The 17,364-nt window shown below is 40.8% G+C and carries 18 protein-coding genes; 15 read left to right on the forward strand and 3 right to left on the reverse strand.

Annotation, left to right across the window (positions count from 1 at the left end; all coding sequences use genetic code 11):
• The first annotated feature begins 112 nt into the window (after nucleotides 1–112).
• Nucleotides 113–421, forward strand: a complete 309-nt coding sequence (locus RU86_RS10530; RefSeq protein WP_096815267.1) for a hypothetical protein — start codon at nucleotides 113–115, stop codon at nucleotides 419–421.
• 158 nt (nucleotides 422–579) lie between these two features.
• Here the strand turns inward: RU86_RS10530 and RU86_RS10535 are convergent, their stop codons facing one another.
• Nucleotides 580–1,107: a DsbA family protein gene (locus RU86_RS10535; RefSeq protein WP_096815268.1), complete on the reverse strand. Its 528-nt coding sequence runs from the start codon at nucleotides 1,105–1,107 to the stop codon at nucleotides 580–582.
• Nucleotides 1,108–1,378: 271 nt separating this feature from the next.
• The gene (locus RU86_RS10540; protein WP_096815269.1) at nucleotides 1,379–1,969 is read right to left on the reverse strand and encodes a CYTH domain-containing protein; all 591 of its coding nucleotides are present in this window, start codon (nucleotides 1,967–1,969) and stop codon (nucleotides 1,379–1,381) included.
• A 267-nt stretch (nucleotides 1,970–2,236) separates the two neighbouring features.
• Here RU86_RS10540 and yjbM point away from each other — a divergent pair, with 267 nt between their 5' ends.
• The 4 genes from yjbM to mgtE all read left to right on the forward strand — a co-directional run bounded on the left by yjbM (nucleotide 2,237) and on the right by mgtE (nucleotide 6,211).
• On the forward strand, nucleotides 2,237–2,914 hold the full coding sequence (gene yjbM, locus RU86_RS10545; protein WP_047916497.1) for a GTP diphosphokinase: 678 nt from the start codon (nucleotides 2,237–2,239) through the stop codon (nucleotides 2,912–2,914).
• A complete protein-coding gene (locus tag RU86_RS10550; RefSeq protein ID WP_096815289.1) occupies nucleotides 2,895–3,713 on the forward strand; it encodes an NAD kinase in 819 nt (272 codons plus the stop codon). The genes yjbM and RU86_RS10550 overlap by 20 nt, the downstream gene beginning before the upstream one ends.
• Nucleotides 3,710–4,597 carry an RluA family pseudouridine synthase gene (locus tag RU86_RS10555; protein ID WP_096815270.1) on the forward strand — a complete coding sequence of 296 codons (888 nt, stop codon included), beginning with the start codon at nucleotides 3,710–3,712 and terminating at the stop codon, nucleotides 4,595–4,597. Before RU86_RS10550 ends, RU86_RS10555 begins: the two co-directional genes overlap by 4 nt.
• Nucleotides 4,598–4,849: 252 nt before the next feature.
• Complete coding sequence (mgtE, locus tag RU86_RS10560) at nucleotides 4,850–6,211, forward strand: magnesium transporter (protein ID WP_096815271.1); 1,362 nt, start codon at nucleotides 4,850–4,852, stop codon at nucleotides 6,209–6,211.
• Nucleotides 6,212–6,292: 81 nt separating this feature from the next.
• On the opposite strand, the gene RU86_RS10565 is transcribed toward mgtE, so the two are convergent.
• Nucleotides 6,293–6,853 (reverse strand): FKBP-type peptidyl-prolyl cis-trans isomerase, encoded by a 561-nt coding sequence (locus RU86_RS10565; protein ID WP_179296278.1) that lies wholly within the window; start codon nucleotides 6,851–6,853, stop codon nucleotides 6,293–6,295.
• A gap of 189 nt (nucleotides 6,854–7,042) precedes the next feature.
• Between RU86_RS10565 and RU86_RS10570 the strand changes: the two genes are divergently transcribed.
• The 10 genes from RU86_RS10570 to RU86_RS10615 all read left to right on the forward strand — a co-directional run bounded on the left by RU86_RS10570 (nucleotide 7,043) and on the right by RU86_RS10615 (nucleotide 17,337).
• A complete protein-coding gene (locus RU86_RS10570; RefSeq protein ID WP_096815273.1) occupies nucleotides 7,043–7,678 on the forward strand; it encodes an amino acid ABC transporter permease in 636 nt (211 codons plus the stop codon).
• A gap of 9 nt (nucleotides 7,679–7,687) precedes the next feature.
• Entirely contained in the window at nucleotides 7,688–8,326 is a 639-nt protein-coding gene (locus tag RU86_RS10575) for an amino acid ABC transporter ATP-binding protein (RefSeq protein ID WP_079505139.1), read from the forward strand.
• Nucleotides 8,327–8,340: 14 nt separating this feature from the next.
• The gene (locus RU86_RS10580; protein ID WP_096815274.1) at nucleotides 8,341–9,159 is read left to right on the forward strand and encodes an amino acid ABC transporter substrate-binding protein; all 819 of its coding nucleotides are present in this window, start codon (nucleotides 8,341–8,343) and stop codon (nucleotides 9,157–9,159) included.
• Nucleotides 9,160–9,584: 425 nt separating this feature from the next.
• Complete coding sequence (locus RU86_RS10585) at nucleotides 9,585–11,150, forward strand: 2-isopropylmalate synthase (RefSeq protein WP_096815275.1); 1,566 nt, start codon at nucleotides 9,585–9,587, stop codon at nucleotides 11,148–11,150.
• An 18-nt stretch (nucleotides 11,151–11,168) separates the two neighbouring features.
• Nucleotides 11,169–12,206: a 3-isopropylmalate dehydrogenase gene (gene leuB, locus RU86_RS10590; protein WP_096815276.1), complete on the forward strand. Its 1,038-nt coding sequence runs from the start codon at nucleotides 11,169–11,171 to the stop codon at nucleotides 12,204–12,206.
• An 8-nt stretch (nucleotides 12,207–12,214) separates the two neighbouring features.
• Entirely contained in the window at nucleotides 12,215–12,487 is a 273-nt protein-coding gene (locus RU86_RS10595; RefSeq protein ID WP_425435923.1) for a DUF1294 domain-containing protein, read from the forward strand.
• 13 nt (nucleotides 12,488–12,500) lie between these two features.
• The gene (leuC, locus tag RU86_RS10600; RefSeq protein WP_096815277.1) at nucleotides 12,501–13,874 is read left to right on the forward strand and encodes a 3-isopropylmalate dehydratase large subunit; all 1,374 of its coding nucleotides are present in this window, start codon (nucleotides 12,501–12,503) and stop codon (nucleotides 13,872–13,874) included.
• Nucleotides 13,874–14,467, forward strand: a complete 594-nt coding sequence (leuD, locus tag RU86_RS10605; RefSeq protein ID WP_096815278.1) for a 3-isopropylmalate dehydratase small subunit — start codon at nucleotides 13,874–13,876, stop codon at nucleotides 14,465–14,467. Before leuC ends, leuD begins: the two co-directional genes overlap by 1 nt.
• Nucleotides 14,468–14,672: 205 nt before the next feature.
• Entirely contained in the window at nucleotides 14,673–16,013 is a 1,341-nt protein-coding gene (locus RU86_RS10610) for a DEAD/DEAH box helicase (protein ID WP_096815279.1), read from the forward strand.
• Nucleotides 16,014–16,206: 193 nt separating this feature from the next.
• The gene (locus tag RU86_RS10615) at nucleotides 16,207–17,337 is read left to right on the forward strand and encodes an ABC transporter ATP-binding protein (RefSeq protein ID WP_096815280.1); all 1,131 of its coding nucleotides are present in this window, start codon (nucleotides 16,207–16,209) and stop codon (nucleotides 17,335–17,337) included.
• Nucleotides 17,338–17,364 lie beyond the last annotated feature (27 nt).

A 17,364-nucleotide genomic window follows, 5' to 3' on the forward strand; every position in this document is an offset into this window, starting at 1 on the left:
CCTGGAGACTTGACAGGTGCTTTGACGGGTAAAGCTTCAGAGGCTGGTCAGGAGTTTTTAAAAAATATGAAGCAGCTAGTATTTGGGTCTCCAGTGAAAGGGTGTTAAAATCATGGCAGATAAACTAAGACAACGTGTACGACTCGAAGAAAACTACTATGATGATAAACGAAAATACCAGCGTCAAAAAGAGGCAATCCTTGAAAAAGAAAATGCATTTAACCGCGAACGCTCACGCTTAATGGAAAACGTGTACTCACTTATGCCGCAAAGCAGCCACGAATTACACATGCTAGACAATAGAATGTATCAGCTTAATGAAGCATTTTTATCAGAAACTAAACGGGCAACTCGACTACTTGAAGATGAAGCACGCGCATTAAATTCAAGTTTCAATACAGCTTTAAATAATTTGAAATAGGTATAGTAAAAAGGCGCTTTGTCAAATCGTGTGGGCAATAATTCCCATACGATCTATGATAAAGCCAGAAAAAAAGCAGCGTTCGCAACGCTGCTTTTTTGTGCTTGTAATGCCTGTTTAGCTGTTTTTGTTAACGTTCTTTATTGAAATCTCGACGACTAGCGTTCAGCTGTTTTTTCATTGAGAAATGCAAATATTTGACGCTGTGCCAAAGCATCAATCCTAATCACATCATCTTGAAAGTAAATTAAGGTTGAAGGCAAGATGGTTAATCGTTCGGAATGGAAGTTTTTTTGTTCTTGTATCAGACTAGTCTGAGCAAAGTGATAGTATCTGATAAAGTCAGATACATCAAATTTCAGGCGATGTAGGATTTTGATCAATACCTTGTTGTTATAAGCAAGAGGTGTTTTACCTTGCATCTCATCCTGGAGTGCGAGTAGAAACTGACGGCCAGTATGGCGACCTGCAAAATTAACCGTCAGATAATCCAAAGTGGCCTTGTTGACCCTGTCAAATAAGGCATTATAGGTTGCAATCGTCTTAGGTAGCTGATAATGATGCCGCATCTCTTTTATGGCAGTAGGCGTAACGACTGGATGGAGAAACCAATCATAGGTGTGTGTATCAAAAACACCAAAATCATCGGCAAAAATAGTAAAGTAATGCTGGATTTCTTGACTCATGACAATACCTGATTTCTAAAAAATGTCTCTAAAAACTAGCTATAGTGTGCGACAATGCATCTTACTCGGCTTGCTTTGCTGACCCGGTTTGTGTTGGCAATACAATATAGAGCAATGCGTGGTCTATCTCAGCATTGCTTAGCTGGTGAGATAGCATTCGATTACCTATAGTTTACCAAAAATTAGCTAGAGATAGAAATATTTACTATGTCTCGTGATATCATGAAAGTATAGTTGACTGCCATTTTTTTAAGAAATAAGGATAGGCGTGTTAAGACATCTTGCCAATCGATTCAAGGAAGCGCACGACCTTGCTACGGGCATAGCGATATTCAATCTTGTTTTCTTTTAAGAACGTATTGAAGTTTTGCTCGCCTAAGCCGGCATCCTCAACTTCTAATTCTAGCTCATAATCGACTTTGTTTGTATATTCGTTTCGATCTAAGGCCATTAGACCAATCGGTGTCTGATATTCACGACGGGTAGTCGTAAGAGAGCCTAGCGTGTGAATCGCGTCTAGATCAATTGTATACTGATCTAGTAACTCAAGCATACTCTGAAGTAAGGCACCATGACCGAGTAAACTGTCAGCCTTCAAGATGGCCGTAGCTTGCTTAGAAGTGAGGGCAAGATTATGTTCCATATTGCCAACGCGTTGCGGGATTTTTAGTGTCATCTCAGCAGCATCACTAAAGGTACGGATACGTAAAGACAGTTTGTTTTTCCTAAGCTTTAGGTCGGGTGTATCAAAATAATGATTGGTTTGACGGATAGGTTTGATGTGATTAAATCGTTTGCTGAGTTGATCAAATTCTGATAGACTGAGCAATGTTTTATATTCAATTTCAAGATTTGTTTTCATAGAAAATCCTCGTAGTTTATGGTAAAATTAACTAGTAATTATTATTTTCATTGTACTTGAAAAAAGAGAAGATAGCAAGTGTTTACAGCTTGCTATCTAGTGAAAATATAAGGAAAAATAGTGAGTGGTAGGTCGCTAACTAGCAAGTCATGATATATAGGCCTGCTGTTGGTAAACTTGTATTTATGACGACAAGCTTAAGCAGACAAGGGATTGCTGCGTTATACACGAACGATATAAACAACTATGAATAATCGGTATCAAATTATGACAGAAAAATTTAACTGGGAATCCTTCCTTGATCCCTATATTCAAGCGGTCGGGGAATTAAAAATTAAATTACGTGGCGCTCGAAAACAATATCAAAAACAAAATCGTCATTCGCCGATTGAATTTGTGACGGGTCGCGTTAAACCATCTGAATCGATAAAGAATAAGGCACGCTTGCGAGGTTTTACATCAGAAAATATCGCTGAGATGCAAGATATTGCTGGTGTTCGCGTCATGGTGCAGTTTGTGGAAGACGTAGATGAAGTACTGGGCTTGCTACGGAATCGAGATGATTTCAGAATTATTCAAGAACGCGATTATATTCATCATCAAAAAGAATCTGGCTATAGAAGCTATCATGTTGTGATCGAATATCCGGTCGAGATGGTGAATGGTCAGAAAAAAATATTTGCTGAGATTCAAATAAGAACCTTAGCTATGAATTTTTGGGCAACCATCGAGCATTCTCTCAACTATAAGTATCAAGGTGCCTTTCCAGAGGAGTTGAAGACACGTCTAGCAACGACAGCCAAGATAGCTTTTGCCTTAGATGAAGAAATGAGTAAGATTCGTGAAGAGATCCAAGAAGCACAGCTGCTATTTAACCCATCACGCCGTAAGGTTGATGATGGCGTAGAAAATCGGGATGATTTTGATGAAGAAAACAACTGGTAAAAAAGTTTGGATAATAAAAAATCATTATGACAAGACAACGGTCATAGCTGCTGAACTAGAGGCCTTATGTCTTGCAGCTGGCTTTATATTTGATGAAAAACAGCCAGATATCGTCATCTCTGTTGGCGGAGATGGGACTTTATTAGCTGCACTTCATTACTATGAAACACAGCTTGAAACCGTCAGATTTATAGGTGTCCATACAGGACACTTAGGGTTTTATGCCGATTTTCAGGAGCATGAACTAGATAAATTAGTAGATGCGATTAAGCATGAAGACCCTTCTGAAGCCTTTAGATATCCGCTTTTAAAGGTCCAGATTCACTTTACTGATGGTAGCGTGAAGACGCACCTTGCACTAAATGAATCGATTATTAAGCGTGCGTCAAAAACCTTGGTTGCTGATTTTAAGATTTCAGATTTTCTTTTTGAAAAATTTAGAGGAGACGGCTTGTCGGTATCAACGCCAACAGGATCGACTGCCTATAATAAATCAATTGGTGGTGCAGTGATGCATCCCCGGGTTAAAGCCTTTCAAGTGACTGAGGTAGCCTCACTTAACAACCTTGTTTATCGAACACTTGGTGCGCCCATGATTATAGCTGCTAAGGATACAGTGACCTTTGTCCTAGAAGATGCCGATGATTACTTGCTAACAGTAGATCAGTTAGAATATTTTTACGATAAGATTGCCTCAGTTACCTATAGCCTTGATGGTGGGGAGATTGCCTTTGTAAATGGTGGTCATACAGGCTTTTGGCATCGTGTAAAAAATGCCTTTATTGGGGAAGTAAAATGAGATTCACCTTTCAAGCGACCCAGGATGGTGTATTGCTAAAAACCTTACTCAAACAGCAGGGGATCTCCAAAAAATTATTGGCCAAAATCAAATTCGATGGTGGTCAATTGTTGGTCAATGGCATTAGAGAAAATGCCATTTTTAAATTAGCAAAAAATGATCAAGTTATTGTCGATATTCCGTCAGAACAAGCGACACCTACCTTGGTTCAGCAAGAAATGTCCTTAAACATAGTCTATGAAGATGACCACTTACTCGTGATTGATAAGCCTGCTGGGATTGCCAGTGTGACAGGTCAAAATTATCCAGACAAGACCATGAGTAACTTTGTCGCTGGCTACTTAAAAGCCCAGGACTATGACAATCAAAAAGTACATGTTGTGACCAGATTAGATAAAGATACATCAGGCCTCATGCTGTTTGCTAAGCATGGCTATGCCCATAGTCGGATGGACAAGTTATTACAGCAAAAAGGGCTGACCAAGCGTTATTATGCTTTAGTGCACACATCAAGTCAATTATTGTCAGCTGGAGAGATTAAAGTGCCCATTGGTCGTAAAGATGGCTCTATCATAGAGCGAGCAGTCGTAGATCAGCAGCATCCAACGGCTAAATATGCCCATACCTCTTATCAGACTATCGCCTCACATGCCAAATTTACCTTAGTGGATATTCAGCTACATACAGGTCGGACCCACCAGATAAGGGTGCATTTTGCCTATCTAGGTGCACCTTTATTAGGGGATGATTTATATGGTGGGTATCGTGATCAGATATTACGACAGGCGCTACATTGCCACACGCTAAGTTTTTGTCATCCTTTTTCAGGGGAAATCATCAATCTAGAGGCTAGTTTACCAAAGGATATGGCCAGTTTGCTTTAAAATGACCGATATAAATAAGGTAAGCTGGTTTACATGGCGAATGCTTTGCGCTATAATAACAAGGCAAAGTGCGTAATAGCACGCGATTAGGATGATGAAATTGCAGGTAGTGAATGCAACATTCGAGCGCCATATAGGCATAAAATATAAGGATAGACGACTGTGCAAAGAGATGATAATCTGTGTATAAGCTTAGTGTTGCGGAACAGATTTGTTGTGCAATAAAAAATGAATGAAGGAGGTCCTTAAGAGATGACTGATAACAGTCCAGATCCACAAAATGTTTTTTTAGCGTTACAGGAACTGCTTGAGGATAACGACATTCAAGCATTTAGGGAAGGATTTCTCGACCATCATATCTACGATCAGTCCCAGTTTTATCTTGATTTTACAGAAACTGAGCGGTTGGAACTTTATAGTATCCTCTCTCCCCAAGAATTATCAGAAATTTTTGAGAATCTAGATTTTGATGCAGTTGATATCAAGCCCTACCTCAAAGAAATTTCTCCTGAATATCTATCAGCCATGTTTGATGAGATGTCAACAGATAATGCTGCAGATATTTTAACAAATTTAAGCAAGCGAGAACGCCGTTCCATCTTCACCTTGATGGCACCAGAAAATGTATCAGAGATACGTAACCTCATGCACTACGATGAGGAAACTGCAGGCTCTTTAATGACAACAGAGTTTGTGGCAGTTGTTGCGAATCAAACGGTAAGTTCGGCCATGACCGTGATCAAGGCGACAGCGGAAGATGCGGAAACCATTTACTATGTCTATGTCTTAGACAGTGGTAAGCAACTGCTAGGCGTTATTTCGCTACGTAGCCTCCTAATTTCACATGATGATACGCTGATATCTGATATTGTGAACGAGCATATTATCAAGGTTGACGTTGATGAACCACAAGAGCGTGTCGCCCGTTATTTTAGGGACTACGACTTACTCGCCCTGCCTGTCATTAGTCATGATAATCTGATGCTAGGGATTGTAACCGTCGATGATATCATCGATGTTATCGACGAGGAAGCGCAAAGTGATTACTCTGGTCTTGCCGGGGTTAATACCGATAATGTCAATCAGAATCCAATTCAGTCTGCGGCTAAACGCTTGCCCTGGTTAGTTGCCCTTTTATTTTTAGGGATGGGGACAGCTAGTCTTATCGACCATTTTGATGGTTTAGTAAGTCGCGCTTCTGTTTTGGCGATTTTTATCAGCTTAATTACGGGGACAGCAGGTAATGCTGGGACACAGTCTCTAGCCGTATCAGTTCGTCGGATTTCACTTAATGACGATGAGAATAAGTCGTTTTTTGATCTGATTCTGACAGAAATTACCACCGGATTGGTAACAGGAGCTGTCACAGGACTGACGATTTTTGTCGTTGTGAGTTTGTGGAAGGGCAATATCATGCTAGGTCTAGCAGTTGGTGTCGCCATGTTTTGTGCCATTACCGTCGCTAACCTTGCGGGGTCTTTAATTCCAGTCGGTATGGATCGATTAGGTTTTGACCCAGCAGTTGCCTCTGGTCCATTTATTTCGACCATGTCTGACTTAACCAGTGTCTTTATTTACTTTTCAATCGCCGAAGTTTTTATCAGTTTTATTTGACCAGGATTGAATCATTGGGGAATTTCCCATACAAAAAAGCAATAGGATCAGCTGATTCTATTGCTTTTTTAAGCTCAAGTCTTATTTTTTAGCGACGATTTCTACGACGAATGCGAGTGGTCCAGAAGTATCTTTTGAAGGCGCTCTATCACCATAGGCCATATCAGCAGGAATCATCAACTTATAAATTCCGCCAACTTTTTTACCAGCTAATCCTTTTGTCCAACCAGGAATCACACCTGAGAGAGGAAACTCGATCGGTGTCGGTTTGGCATCGGCTGATTTTTTAGTGGTATCAAAAATCGTACCAGCAGCATTCCAACCACTGTAGTTTGCTGAGATGGTATCTGTTTCAGCAATCGTGTCACCAGTACCTGCCTTAAGTTCTTCAACTTTAAGGTCGGTTACACTAGCAGCATCAAATTTTTCAGCCTTAGCTAAGTCAGTAAACACGTGTAAATCTGTTTGTTTCTGCTCAGCAGGTTGGTTAGATGTTTGTTCATTGCCTTGTTGTTTTGAACTAGTCGTTGCCTCTTTTTTAGGCGCATCACTTTGTCGGTTTGCAACATAAACTAAGCCAAAGGCGATAATAACGATGATCGCGAGTAAGCCAATCCATAATGTATTTTTTTTATTAGTCATACTTACTAGTTTAACATAAGACATGCAATTTTTACTAGCCTAAGCTATAGTAAAGTTAAATGAATATAAAGATAAATGAAAAAGTTGTCAAAAGGTCTCTAAATCATGCTATAATTTAGTATACAATCTCTGAAGTTGACCAGCTATTAGGGTGACGGATTAGAGATACTTTATACTAATGGAGAAAAGATGTCTTATATTTTTGAAATTTTACCCCAATTATTTGATGGTCTGAAACTGACTGTCCTAGTCTTTGTCTTGACACTCGTTTTATCCATTCCTTTAGGGATGTTACTTGCTTTCTTATTACGCGTACCGATTGTCAATTGGTTTGTTAATATTTATGTTTGGATCATGCGGGGCACGCCATTATTAGTCCAATTGATTATTATTTTTTATGCCCTACCGATGGTTGGCCCCACATTGCCAAGATTTCCAGCAGCGCTGCTCGCCTTTACCCTAAACTATGCGGCCTATTTTGCAGAGATTTTCCGTGGTGGGATAAAGGCAGTGCCAAATGGTCAGCTAGAAGCAGCAAAAGTGCTCAAGTTGACTAAGTGGCAAACGGTTCGCTATGTCCAAATTCCACAGGTTGTGAAGATTGTCTTACCATCAGTGTTTAATGAAATTATTACCTTAGTTAAAGACTCATCTCTGATCTATGTTGTTGGACTAGGTGATCTACTTAGGGCTGGTAAAATCGCCATGAGTCGTGATGTATCACTCGTCCCTATTATGATGGCTGCCTTGATTTACTTAATCCTGATAGGTGTGCTCACCATTTTATCTAAGAAAATCGAACAACGTTTTGATTACTACAAATAGGAGGCAATCATGCTTGAATTAAAAAATATTGCCAAAAAATTTGGTACAAAAGTCATCTTTGATGCCTTTAATCTGACGATCAATGCTGGAGAAGTGGTCGCTATTGCAGGACCATCAGGAGGCGGTAAAACGACCTTACTTCGCATGTTAGCCGGATTAGAGTCGATCGATGCTGGTCAGGTTGTTTTTGATGAGGAAGTAATCGGCTTAGATGAGTTGATTACACGTAACCTACTAGGGTTCGTCTTCCAAGATTTCCAACTCTTTCCACATATGACCGTACTTGAAAATCTGACCCTTTCCCCTGTTAAAACAATGGGGATAAGTAAGTCCGATGCCATCACAAAAGCTGAGAAGTTACTCACAGACTTAGAAGTGATTGAACAAAAAAATGCCTATCCCTTCAGCTTATCAGGTGGTCAAAAACAACGTGTTGCCCTCGCTCGTGCCATGATGATCGATCCAAAAATTATCGGCTATGACGAACCAACCTCAGCGCTTGACCCAGCCTTGAGAGATCAAGTTGCTAACCTGATTTTAGAGAACAAAGCATTGGGCATCACGCAAATTGTTGTGACACACGACATGGATTTCGCAACAAAAATTGCGGATACCATTGTTAAAGTAAATGCTAAAACGAAAGACTAGGAGACGTATTATATATGAAATTCAAAAAATGGATTAGTTTTGCTGCTGTGTTAGTAGCGGTTATCACCCTTGCAGGATGTGGCAAAAAAGAAGCCAAAGATAGCTGGACTTCTATTAAAGATAAAAAACAAGTTGTGATTGGCTTTGATAATACCTTTGTACCCATGGGCTTTAAGGATGAAAATGGTAAAAATGTCGGCTTTGATATTGACCTTGCCAATGCCGTATTCGCCAAGTATGATGTTAAGGTAAAAATGCAAGCCATCGACTGGGACATGAAGGAAACTGAGTTGAAAAACGGCTCGATTGACCTGATTTGGAATGGTTACTCTGCAACAAAAGAACGTGAGAAAAAAGTTCAGTTTACCAATCCTTACATGACCAATCAACAAGTACTTGTGACGAAGAAATCAAGTAAAATCGATGATGTCGCAGGCATGAAAAACAAAGTCTTAGGCGCACAACAAGGCTCATCAGGCTATGATGCCTTTACCAAACAAACTAAGATACTTAAAGATAGCGTTAAAGATAATGATGCGACACTTTATGATGATTTCAATTCGGCTTTGCTTGATTTAAAAGCCGGTCGTATCGATGGCTTATTGATAGATAACGTTTACGCTAACTACTATCTGACCAAAAATGGAGAATTAGCGAATTATAATATCATTACGACAGGGTATGAAAGCGAGAATTTTGCAGTTGGTGCGCGTAAATCTGATAAAACATTAGTCGATAATATCAACAAAGCATTCAAAACGCTACATACTGATGGCGAGTTCCAAAAGATTTCTGATAAATGGTTCTCTAAGGATGTTTATCCAAGTAAATAACTGCTGAAAATAAGTCTATGGCTTATTTTTTTTGTTAATTTACTTCGCTATTTGAGTTGCTTTTACTAGTCTGGTCTGTCAATATTGACTGAATTGTTCGAAAAATAGTTTTTTTTAATGATTATGATTGACAAACGTGTCACAAAACGGTAAACTAGATTAAAATATGAAAGGTGCTACGGTTGATCGAATGAAAATGTCAAACACAAACTTGCGATTGTTGGTAAAGGATACGTACTAAGAGAATTCTCTTATCGTTCGTATCCTGTTTGGCGTTCATTCATCAAGTAGGACAGGCAAGGCGTCTTACTTTATAGGTGAGGCGCTTTTCTTTTATCAATTTATCGACCTAATGAGTCAGCTGATTATCTAGTATAATGAGCTACTACTATCACACACGAGCTAGAACTATAAGGAGATGTATCATGCGTAAAATAGAATTTTTAGACACGAGTCTTCGTGACGGGGAACAAACACCAGGCGTTAACTTTTCGATCAATGAAAAGGTCATGATTGCCAAGCAACTTGAAAAATGGGGCATTTCAGCGATCGAGGCTGGTTTTCCAGCAGCAAGTCCAGACTCATTTGAGGCAGTTAAACTCATCGCTGAGACCTTGACGAAAACAGCAGTTACAGGGCTCGCTAGAGCAGTCAAATCAGACATAGACGGGGTATCAAAAGCGTTGAAAAATGCAAAATTTCCACAGATTCATGTTTTCATCGCCACAAGCCCGATTCATATGGCCTATAAGTTAAAGAAATCGCCAGATGAAGTCCTTGCCTCGATTACGGAACATGTCAGCTATGCAAGAAGTCTGTTTGATGTTGTGGAGTTCTCTCCAGAAGACGCAACACGATCTGAAAAAACATTCTTATTAAAAGCGGTGCAAACTGCTGTTGATGCTGGTGCGACCTATATTAATATTCCAGATACGGTCGGTTTTACAACACCGACTGAATATTACGAGACCTTTAAGTTTTTGATTGAGAACACCGTCTCTGATCGCGAGATTATCTTTAGCCCGCATTGTCATGATGATTTAGGGATGGCGACAGCTAATACACTCGCAGCCATCAAAGGCGGTGCAGGTCGAGTTGAAGGCACGATAAATGGCATTGGTGAGCGAGCAGGGAATGTCGCCTTAGAAGAGGTAGCCGTAGCGCTTCAAATCAGACAAGACTACTATCAAGCTACCTCTGACATCGTCCTAAATGAGACCTTTGCGACATCAGAACTTGTTTCACGTTTCTCAGGTATTCCAGTCCCTAAAAATAAGGCGGTCATTGGTGGTAATGCCTTTGCCCATGAGTCAGGTATCCACCAAGATGGTGTGCTAAAAAATCCTGAAACTTATGAAATCATTACACCTGAACTCGTTGGGGTTAAGAAAAATTCTCTACCACTGGGTAAACTATCTGGTCGTCATGCCTTTAATGAGAAAATCAATGAGCTCGGCTTTGCAGATGTACCAGAAGACACACGTCAGTCACTTTTTGCTAAGTTTAAGACATTAGCAGATAAAAAACACGATATCACAGATGCTGATATTCGAGCACTAGTGGCCGGTACAACAGTTGAGAATCCTAAAGGCTTCCAGTTTGATACCTTACTTATCACATCAAATCAAGATGGCACACAAACGGTCACGATTAGCATGAAAAATGAAGGTGAGGAGGTCATCGACACCGTCGCAACTGGTAGCGGGTCTATCGAAGCAGCCTTCAATGCCATCGATACCTTCTTCAACCACACAGTTAGGCTAGATAGCTACAACATTACGGCTGTAACAGATGGGATTGATGCACAAGCAGAAGTACATGTCACGGTCGAAAATATCGATACAGGCACGATCTTTAATGCAAATGGTCTAGATTTTGATGTCTTACGTGCCAGTGCGATTGCCTATTCAAATGCTAACACCCTGGTACAACGTGAAAACGCTGGTATCATCACGAAAAAGATCTCTGAAAAAGCAACCCCCGACTTATAATTGAAAAAAGGATATGACATGACGAAAAAAATAGTAACCCTAGCAGGTGATGGGATTGGTCCAGAAATTATGGCAGCAGGTCTAGCAGTCTTAGCGGCTGTTGCACCTAAAATCAACTTTACCTATACGATAGAGGCCAAAGCCTTTGGCGGTGCTGCAATCGATGCGGCAGGTCACCCATTACCCGATGACACGCTTGCAGCAACACAATCAGCAGATGCGATTTTGCTAGCAGCTATCGGTGGTCCCCAGTATAATGATGCAGCTGTCAGACCTGAACAAGGTTTGCTAGCACTACGTAAAGCGCTAGGCCTATTTGCCAATATCCGACCTGTACAAATTTTTCAAGCATTGAAACACTTATCTCCACTAAAAGCAGAAATTATCGAAGGTGTGGACTTCGTTGTTGTTCGGGAGTTGACTGGTGGCATTTACTTTGGGGAACATACCCTAAATGAACGTACTGCACGTGATGTCAATGACTATAGCTATGAAGAAATCGAGCGAATTATCAGAATTGCCTTTGATATCGCACGCGGTAGGGGGAAAAAAGTAACATCTGTAGACAAGCAAAACGTCCTTGCCACCTCAAAATTATGGCGTATCGTAGCCGACGAAGTGGCAAAAGACTATCCAGATGTGACCTTAGAGCATGCCCTAGTTGATAGTTTAGCCATGAAGATGATCACAAATCCGAGTGACTTTGATGTTATCGTGACAGAAAATCTCTTTGGGGATATCCTATCAGATGAATCAAGTGTCTTGCCTGGCACACTGGGTGTCATGCCATCAGCATCACATGCCGAAAATGGTCCGTCACTTTATGAACCTATCCATGGCTCTGCACCAGATATCGCAGGCTTAGGCATTGCCAATCCAATCTCTATGATCTTGTCAGTTGCCATGATGTTACGGGAAAGTTTTGGTGAAACAACTGGAGCTGAGTATATCGAACAAGCGGTGCACCAAACACTTTTAGCCGGTGTCTTAACGAAAGACTTAGGTGGTCAAGCCAGCTTAAGTGAGATGACAGAAGCGATTATCAAACACCTATGACCCTAAACATGAACATAAAACTAAGTTTAATCGGGATACTGGTTATTTGGAATCTCGTCACCTTTTCCTTATATGCCATAGATAAGCATCGTGCGAAAAAGGGGCAGTGGCGTATCAGCGAGAAAACGCTCCTACTAGCAACGCTTTTATTTGGTGGCCTAGGTGCGATCAGTGCAGGTCATCTCTTGCATCATAAGACGCGAAAAGGGTATTTTCAGATGACATGGTGGCTGGGTGTCATCATCGTTATCGGTGCTGTGTATGTTATAGTAAACAACTAGAAAGAAGTGTAATATGGGACAAACAATTTTTGATAAGCTTTGGGAGCGTCACGTCATCACAGGTGAGACCTTTGAGCCCCAACTCCTTTATGTGGATTTCCACATGATTCACGAGGTAACCAGTCCTCAAGCTTTTCAAGGCTTACGTGAAGCTGGACGTAAGGTACGTCGCCCTGACTTAACGTTTGGGACAACCGACCATAATGTGCCGACAGTTGATATTTTCAACATTTCTGATTTGATTTCTAAAAATCAGATTGATACCTTAGCCAGAAATGTTGAAGAATTTGGGATTGATGCGGCGACACATGGTTCTGCACGTCAAGGTATTGTCCATATGGTGGGTCCAGAAACAGGAAACGCCCAACCAGGTAAGGTCATTGTTTGTGGTGATTCACATACGGCGACAAATGGTGCTTTCGGCGCGATCGCCTTTGGTATTGGGACCAGTGAAGTTGAGCATGTCTTTGCGACCCAAACCCTCTGGCAAGTGAAACCAAAGCAAATGAAAGTTGACTTCATCGGCAAACCAGCTAAAGGGGTCTACTCTAAAGACTTCATTCTGGCCTTGATTGCCAAACATGGCGTTGATGCGGGTGTTGGGTATGCTGTTGAATTCACTGGAGAAGCGGTTGCTGATCTTGAGATGGAAGAGCGGATGACCATCTGTAATATGGCCATCGAATTCGGCTCAAAAATTGGCCTGATGAATCCCGATCAAAAAACCTATGACTATGTGGCTGGTCGTGAGTTCTCTCCTAAAGATATGGCTGCGGCTATTGCTGACTGGGAGACCCTCCCTTCTGATGCAGATGCTGTCTATGATAAAGTGATTACCATAGATGTCTCAAAACTTGCACCGATGGTAACCTGGGGCACTAATCCAGAGATGGGGATCGAGTTTACCGAATCATTCCCTGAAATTAAAGATTTTAATGATGAACGTGCCTACACTTACATGGATTTAAAACCAGGTGGTAAGCCATCAGATATCGATCTGGGCTATGTCTTTATCGGGTCTTGTACCAATGCACGGTTAAGTGATTTACAGTTAGCCGCAGAAATCGTTAAGGGGCAAAAAATCGCATCGACATTGACTGCTATTGTCGTACCAGGTAGTCGTCCAGTTAAGGAAGCAGCTGAAGCACTCGGTTTAGATAAAATCTTCCTAGATGCAGGCTTTGAATGGCGGGAGCCAGGATGTTCGATGTGTCTGGGCATGAATCCAGACCACGTGCCAGAAGGCGTTCACTGCGCCTCAACATCAAATCGTAACTTTGAAGGGCGCCAAGGTCATGGGGCACGGACACATCTCTGTAGCCCTGTAATGGCAGCACTCGCTGCAATCAATGGCAAATTTGTAGATGCACGGGAGGTCGTTGCTTAATGGACAAGTTTACAGTATATAAAGGTACCACTGTGCCGATCATGAATGACAATATCGATACAGACCAAATCATTCCCAAACAATTTTTGAAATCAACAGATAAAACTGGCTTTGGGAAAAATATGTTCTTCGAATGGCGTTACCTAAGCGACGGCGAAAGTGACAATCCAGATTTTATTCTCAATCACCCGGAATATCGTCAAGCGACGATCTTGATTTCAGGAGATAACTTTGGGTCAGGGTCGTCACGTGAACATGCGGCATGGGCAATTAAAGATTATGGTTTCCATGCGGTTATTGCAGGCTCATTTTCAGATATTCATTATAATAATGAATTGAAAAATGGCATTCTACCGATTGTACAGCCACTGGAAACACGTCAGATACTGGCGGGCTTATCACCAGATGACACGATCGAGATTGATCTACCAAATCAAGTCATCAGGACGTCAAAAGGTGATTTTACTTTTGAAATTGATGCCGAATGGAAACGCAAACTTGTCAATGGTTTAGATGATATCGGTATTACACTAGAATATGCAGACTTAATCACTGCCTATGAAAAAAAACGACCAGCTTATTGGCAAGCATGATCAGACAACTATCATTGGGAAAGCTTAATGATAGTTTTTTGGATTTGTCTTTTATGGACACCTAATACGAGAATAAAATGATAAAATACTGACGCAAATTGTTACTTATTTTGAAATTGGTCATGGTGTTAAGGCGATAAAGCATAATTTGGCGCTTTTTTTATGTTATAATGGTAGAACGACTACTAGAAAAAAAGAGAATAATATGTTATTTACAGATTTTAATTTTAAACCGTTTATTAATGAGACATTAGAGACTATACACTTTAAAACAGCAACACCCGTACAAGAAAAATTGATTCCGATTGCGCTTGAAGGGCGTGATATTGTCGGCGAATCTAAAACAGGTTCTGGGAAAACCCATACCTTTTTATTGCCGATTTTCCAAAAAATAAATACAGAGATTGATGGTGTTCAAGCGGTTATTACGGCACCCTCTAGAGAACTTGCGACGCAAATTTATAATGCAGCGATGGCATTTACGAAGTTTGATGACAGCATCAAGATTTCAAACTTTGTTGGTGGGACAGATAAGAAACGTCAAATTGAAAAATTAGGCAGCTCGCAACCGCATATCGTGATCGGGACACCTGGTCGTGTTATGGATTTGATCAATGCACAAGCACTCAAGACGTATACAGCAAGTATCTTCGTCATTGATGAAGCAGACATGACATTAGACATGGGATTTTTGACAGAAGTTGATAAAATCGCCAGTACCTTTGACAAAAAAGTACAGATGCTCGTTTTCTCTGCAACGATTCCACAAAAATTGCAACCTTTTCTTAAAAAATACCTCAATCATCCAGTCATGGAAAAAATTGCAACCAAAACAGTCATCAGTGATACCATCGATAACTGGGTCTTCTCAACTAAGGGCCGTGGTAATAATGGCGCTATCCTAGAGATTTTGCAAACACTTAATCCCTATCTAGCCATGATTTTCGCTAATACAAAAGACCGTGCAGATGAATTACATAGCTTCTTAACCAATAATGGCTTTAAAGTTGCTAAGATTCATGGGGGTGTACCGCCACGTGAACGTAAACGGATCATGAAAGCCGTTCAAAATCTTGACTATCAATATGTTGTCGCGACAGATTTAGCTGCGCGTGGTATCGATATCGAAGGTGTGAGTCATATCATCAATGATGGGATTCCACGTGACTTGGAATTCTTTGTCCATCGTGTTGGTCGGACTGGTCGAAATGGCATGGGTGGTACAGCGATTACGCTTTATCAACCCTCTGATGATGCAGCCATTCAGGAACTTGAGAAAACAGGCATTAAATTTACACCAAAAGTGATCAAAGATGGTGAAATTGTAGACTCTTATGATCGTGATCGTCGTAAGAAACGTGAAAAATCAAGAGAAGCGCTTGATATCACGATGATTGGGCTAGTTAAGAAGAAGAAGAAACACATCAAACCAGCTTACAAGAAAAAAATTGGCTGGGAAATTGACAAACAAAAGACAGCTAAAAAACGGATTGAAGGTCGTGCACAAGGCCGTTCTGAACGTAAAGCGAAACGTCAAAGTTTTTAAGAAAATGAGAACTCGTATTACCCTACTGGTAATGCGTTTTTTCTATTTTTTACTGAAAGTGATATAGAAAGGTGATAGGCTACACTTTTTGGCATAAAAAGCAGATTGTACAAAAAAAATAGGCTTTTTGTTCATACCAAAATGAAAGCGGTTGCTATAAAATAGAGTTATCAAATAAAAAGAGGTAGGCCAAATGACAACACTTAAACTAGAACATGTAGATAAAGTTTATCCAAATGCTAAAATAAAGGCAGTAGAAGATTTTAACCTAGACGTTAAGGATAAAGAATTCATCGTATTTGTTGGGCCATCAGGCTGTGGTAAATCAACAACCTTGCGTATGATTGCTGGACTTGAAGATATCACTGGCGGTGAGTTCTCGATCGATAATGTCCGGATGAACGATGTGGCACCTAAAGACCGTGATATTGCTATGGTCTTCCAGAACTATGCCCTCTATCCTCATATGACTGTTTTTGATAACATGGCATTTGGTCTGAAACTTCGTAAATATAAGAAAGACGATATTAAACAGCGGGTAGAAGAAGCCGCTGCCATCCTTGGTTTGACAGAATTACTAGATCGTAAACCTGCTGATATGTCAGGTGGTCAACGTCAACGTGTGGCTATGGGCCGTGCCATCGTCCGTGATGCAAAAGTCTTCTTGATGGATGAACCTTTGTCAAACTTGGATGCTAAACTGCGTGTATCGATGCGTGCTGAAATTGCAAAGATTCACCGTCGTATTGGGGCAACAACGATTTACGTTACCCATGACCAGACAGAAGCGATGACGCTTGCTGACCGTATTGTCATCATGAGTGCGGCTAAAAGTGCTGATGGGACGACAGGTCGTATCGAACAGATTGGGGAACCGAAAGATCTGTATAATGAACCAGCTAATAAATTTGTTGCCGGATTCATTGGTAGCCCTGCCATGAACTTCTTTGAAGTGACGCTAAACGGTGGTGTCATCAGCAATGGTGCTGGACTTAAAATGCAGATACCAGAAGGACAAGAAAAATTACTTAAGAAATCTGGTTATGATGGCAAGAAAATCTGGTTTGGTATTCGACCAGAAGATATCTCAGCTGAAGCAATCGTGCAGGATGTCTTTCCAAATCAACATGTCAGAGCAGAGGTTGTTGTTTCTGAGTTACTAGGTGCTGAAACGATGCTCTATTCTAAAGTCGGCGATACTGAATTTGTCTCAAAAGTTGATGCGCGCGACTTCCGTCAACCAGGTGATCATGTCGACTTAACATTTAATGTCAATAAAGGGCATTTCTTTGATATGGATACAGAAGAACGTATCATTGGCTAAACGAGGAGAAGAGACGTCGCCTGACGT

This window comes from Pseudolactococcus piscium, assembly GCF_002441695.1.
GTDB classification, from domain to species: domain Bacteria; phylum Bacillota; class Bacilli; order Lactobacillales; family Streptococcaceae; genus Pseudolactococcus; species Pseudolactococcus piscium.

Bases quoted from the DNA above. Each gene is read 5' to 3' on its own strand.
- RU86_RS10565 (WP_179296278.1), bottom strand. From the start codon at position 6,853: ATGACTAATAAAAAAAATACATTATGGATTGGCTTACTCGCGATCATC.
- RU86_RS10615 (WP_096815280.1), top strand. From the start codon at position 16,207: ATGACAACACTTAAACTAGAACATGTAGATAAAGTTTATCCAAATGCT.
- RU86_RS10550 (WP_096815289.1), top strand. From the start codon at position 2,895: ATGAAGAAAACAACTGGTAAAAAAGTTTGGATAATAAAAAATCATTAT.
- RU86_RS10555 (WP_096815270.1), top strand. From the start codon at position 3,710: ATGAGATTCACCTTTCAAGCGACCCAGGATGGTGTATTGCTAAAAACC.
- leuD (WP_096815278.1), top strand. From the start codon at position 13,874: ATGGACAAGTTTACAGTATATAAAGGTACCACTGTGCCGATCATGAAT.
- RU86_RS10570 (WP_096815273.1), top strand. From the start codon at position 7,043: ATGTCTTATATTTTTGAAATTTTACCCCAATTATTTGATGGTCTGAAA.
- RU86_RS10585 (WP_096815275.1), top strand. From the start codon at position 9,585: ATGCGTAAAATAGAATTTTTAGACACGAGTCTTCGTGACGGGGAACAA.
- yjbM (WP_047916497.1), top strand. From the start codon at position 2,237: ATGACAGAAAAATTTAACTGGGAATCCTTCCTTGATCCCTATATTCAA.
- leuC (WP_096815277.1), top strand. From the start codon at position 12,501: ATGGGACAAACAATTTTTGATAAGCTTTGGGAGCGTCACGTCATCACA.
- RU86_RS10535 (WP_096815268.1), bottom strand. From the start codon at position 1,107: ATGAGTCAAGAAATCCAGCATTACTTTACTATTTTTGCCGATGATTTT.
- RU86_RS10530 (WP_096815267.1), top strand. From the start codon at position 113: ATGGCAGATAAACTAAGACAACGTGTACGACTCGAAGAAAACTACTAT.
- RU86_RS10610 (WP_096815279.1), top strand. From the start codon at position 14,673: ATGTTATTTACAGATTTTAATTTTAAACCGTTTATTAATGAGACATTA.
- leuB (WP_096815276.1), top strand. From the start codon at position 11,169: ATGACGAAAAAAATAGTAACCCTAGCAGGTGATGGGATTGGTCCAGAA.
- RU86_RS10540 (WP_096815269.1), bottom strand. From the start codon at position 1,969: ATGAAAACAAATCTTGAAATTGAATATAAAACATTGCTCAGTCTATCA.
- RU86_RS10580 (WP_096815274.1), top strand. From the start codon at position 8,341: ATGAAATTCAAAAAATGGATTAGTTTTGCTGCTGTGTTAGTAGCGGTT.
- RU86_RS10595 (WP_425435923.1), top strand. From the start codon at position 12,215: ATGAACATAAAACTAAGTTTAATCGGGATACTGGTTATTTGGAATCTC.
- mgtE (WP_096815271.1), top strand. From the start codon at position 4,850: ATGACTGATAACAGTCCAGATCCACAAAATGTTTTTTTAGCGTTACAG.
- RU86_RS10575 (WP_079505139.1), top strand. From the start codon at position 7,688: ATGCTTGAATTAAAAAATATTGCCAAAAAATTTGGTACAAAAGTCATC.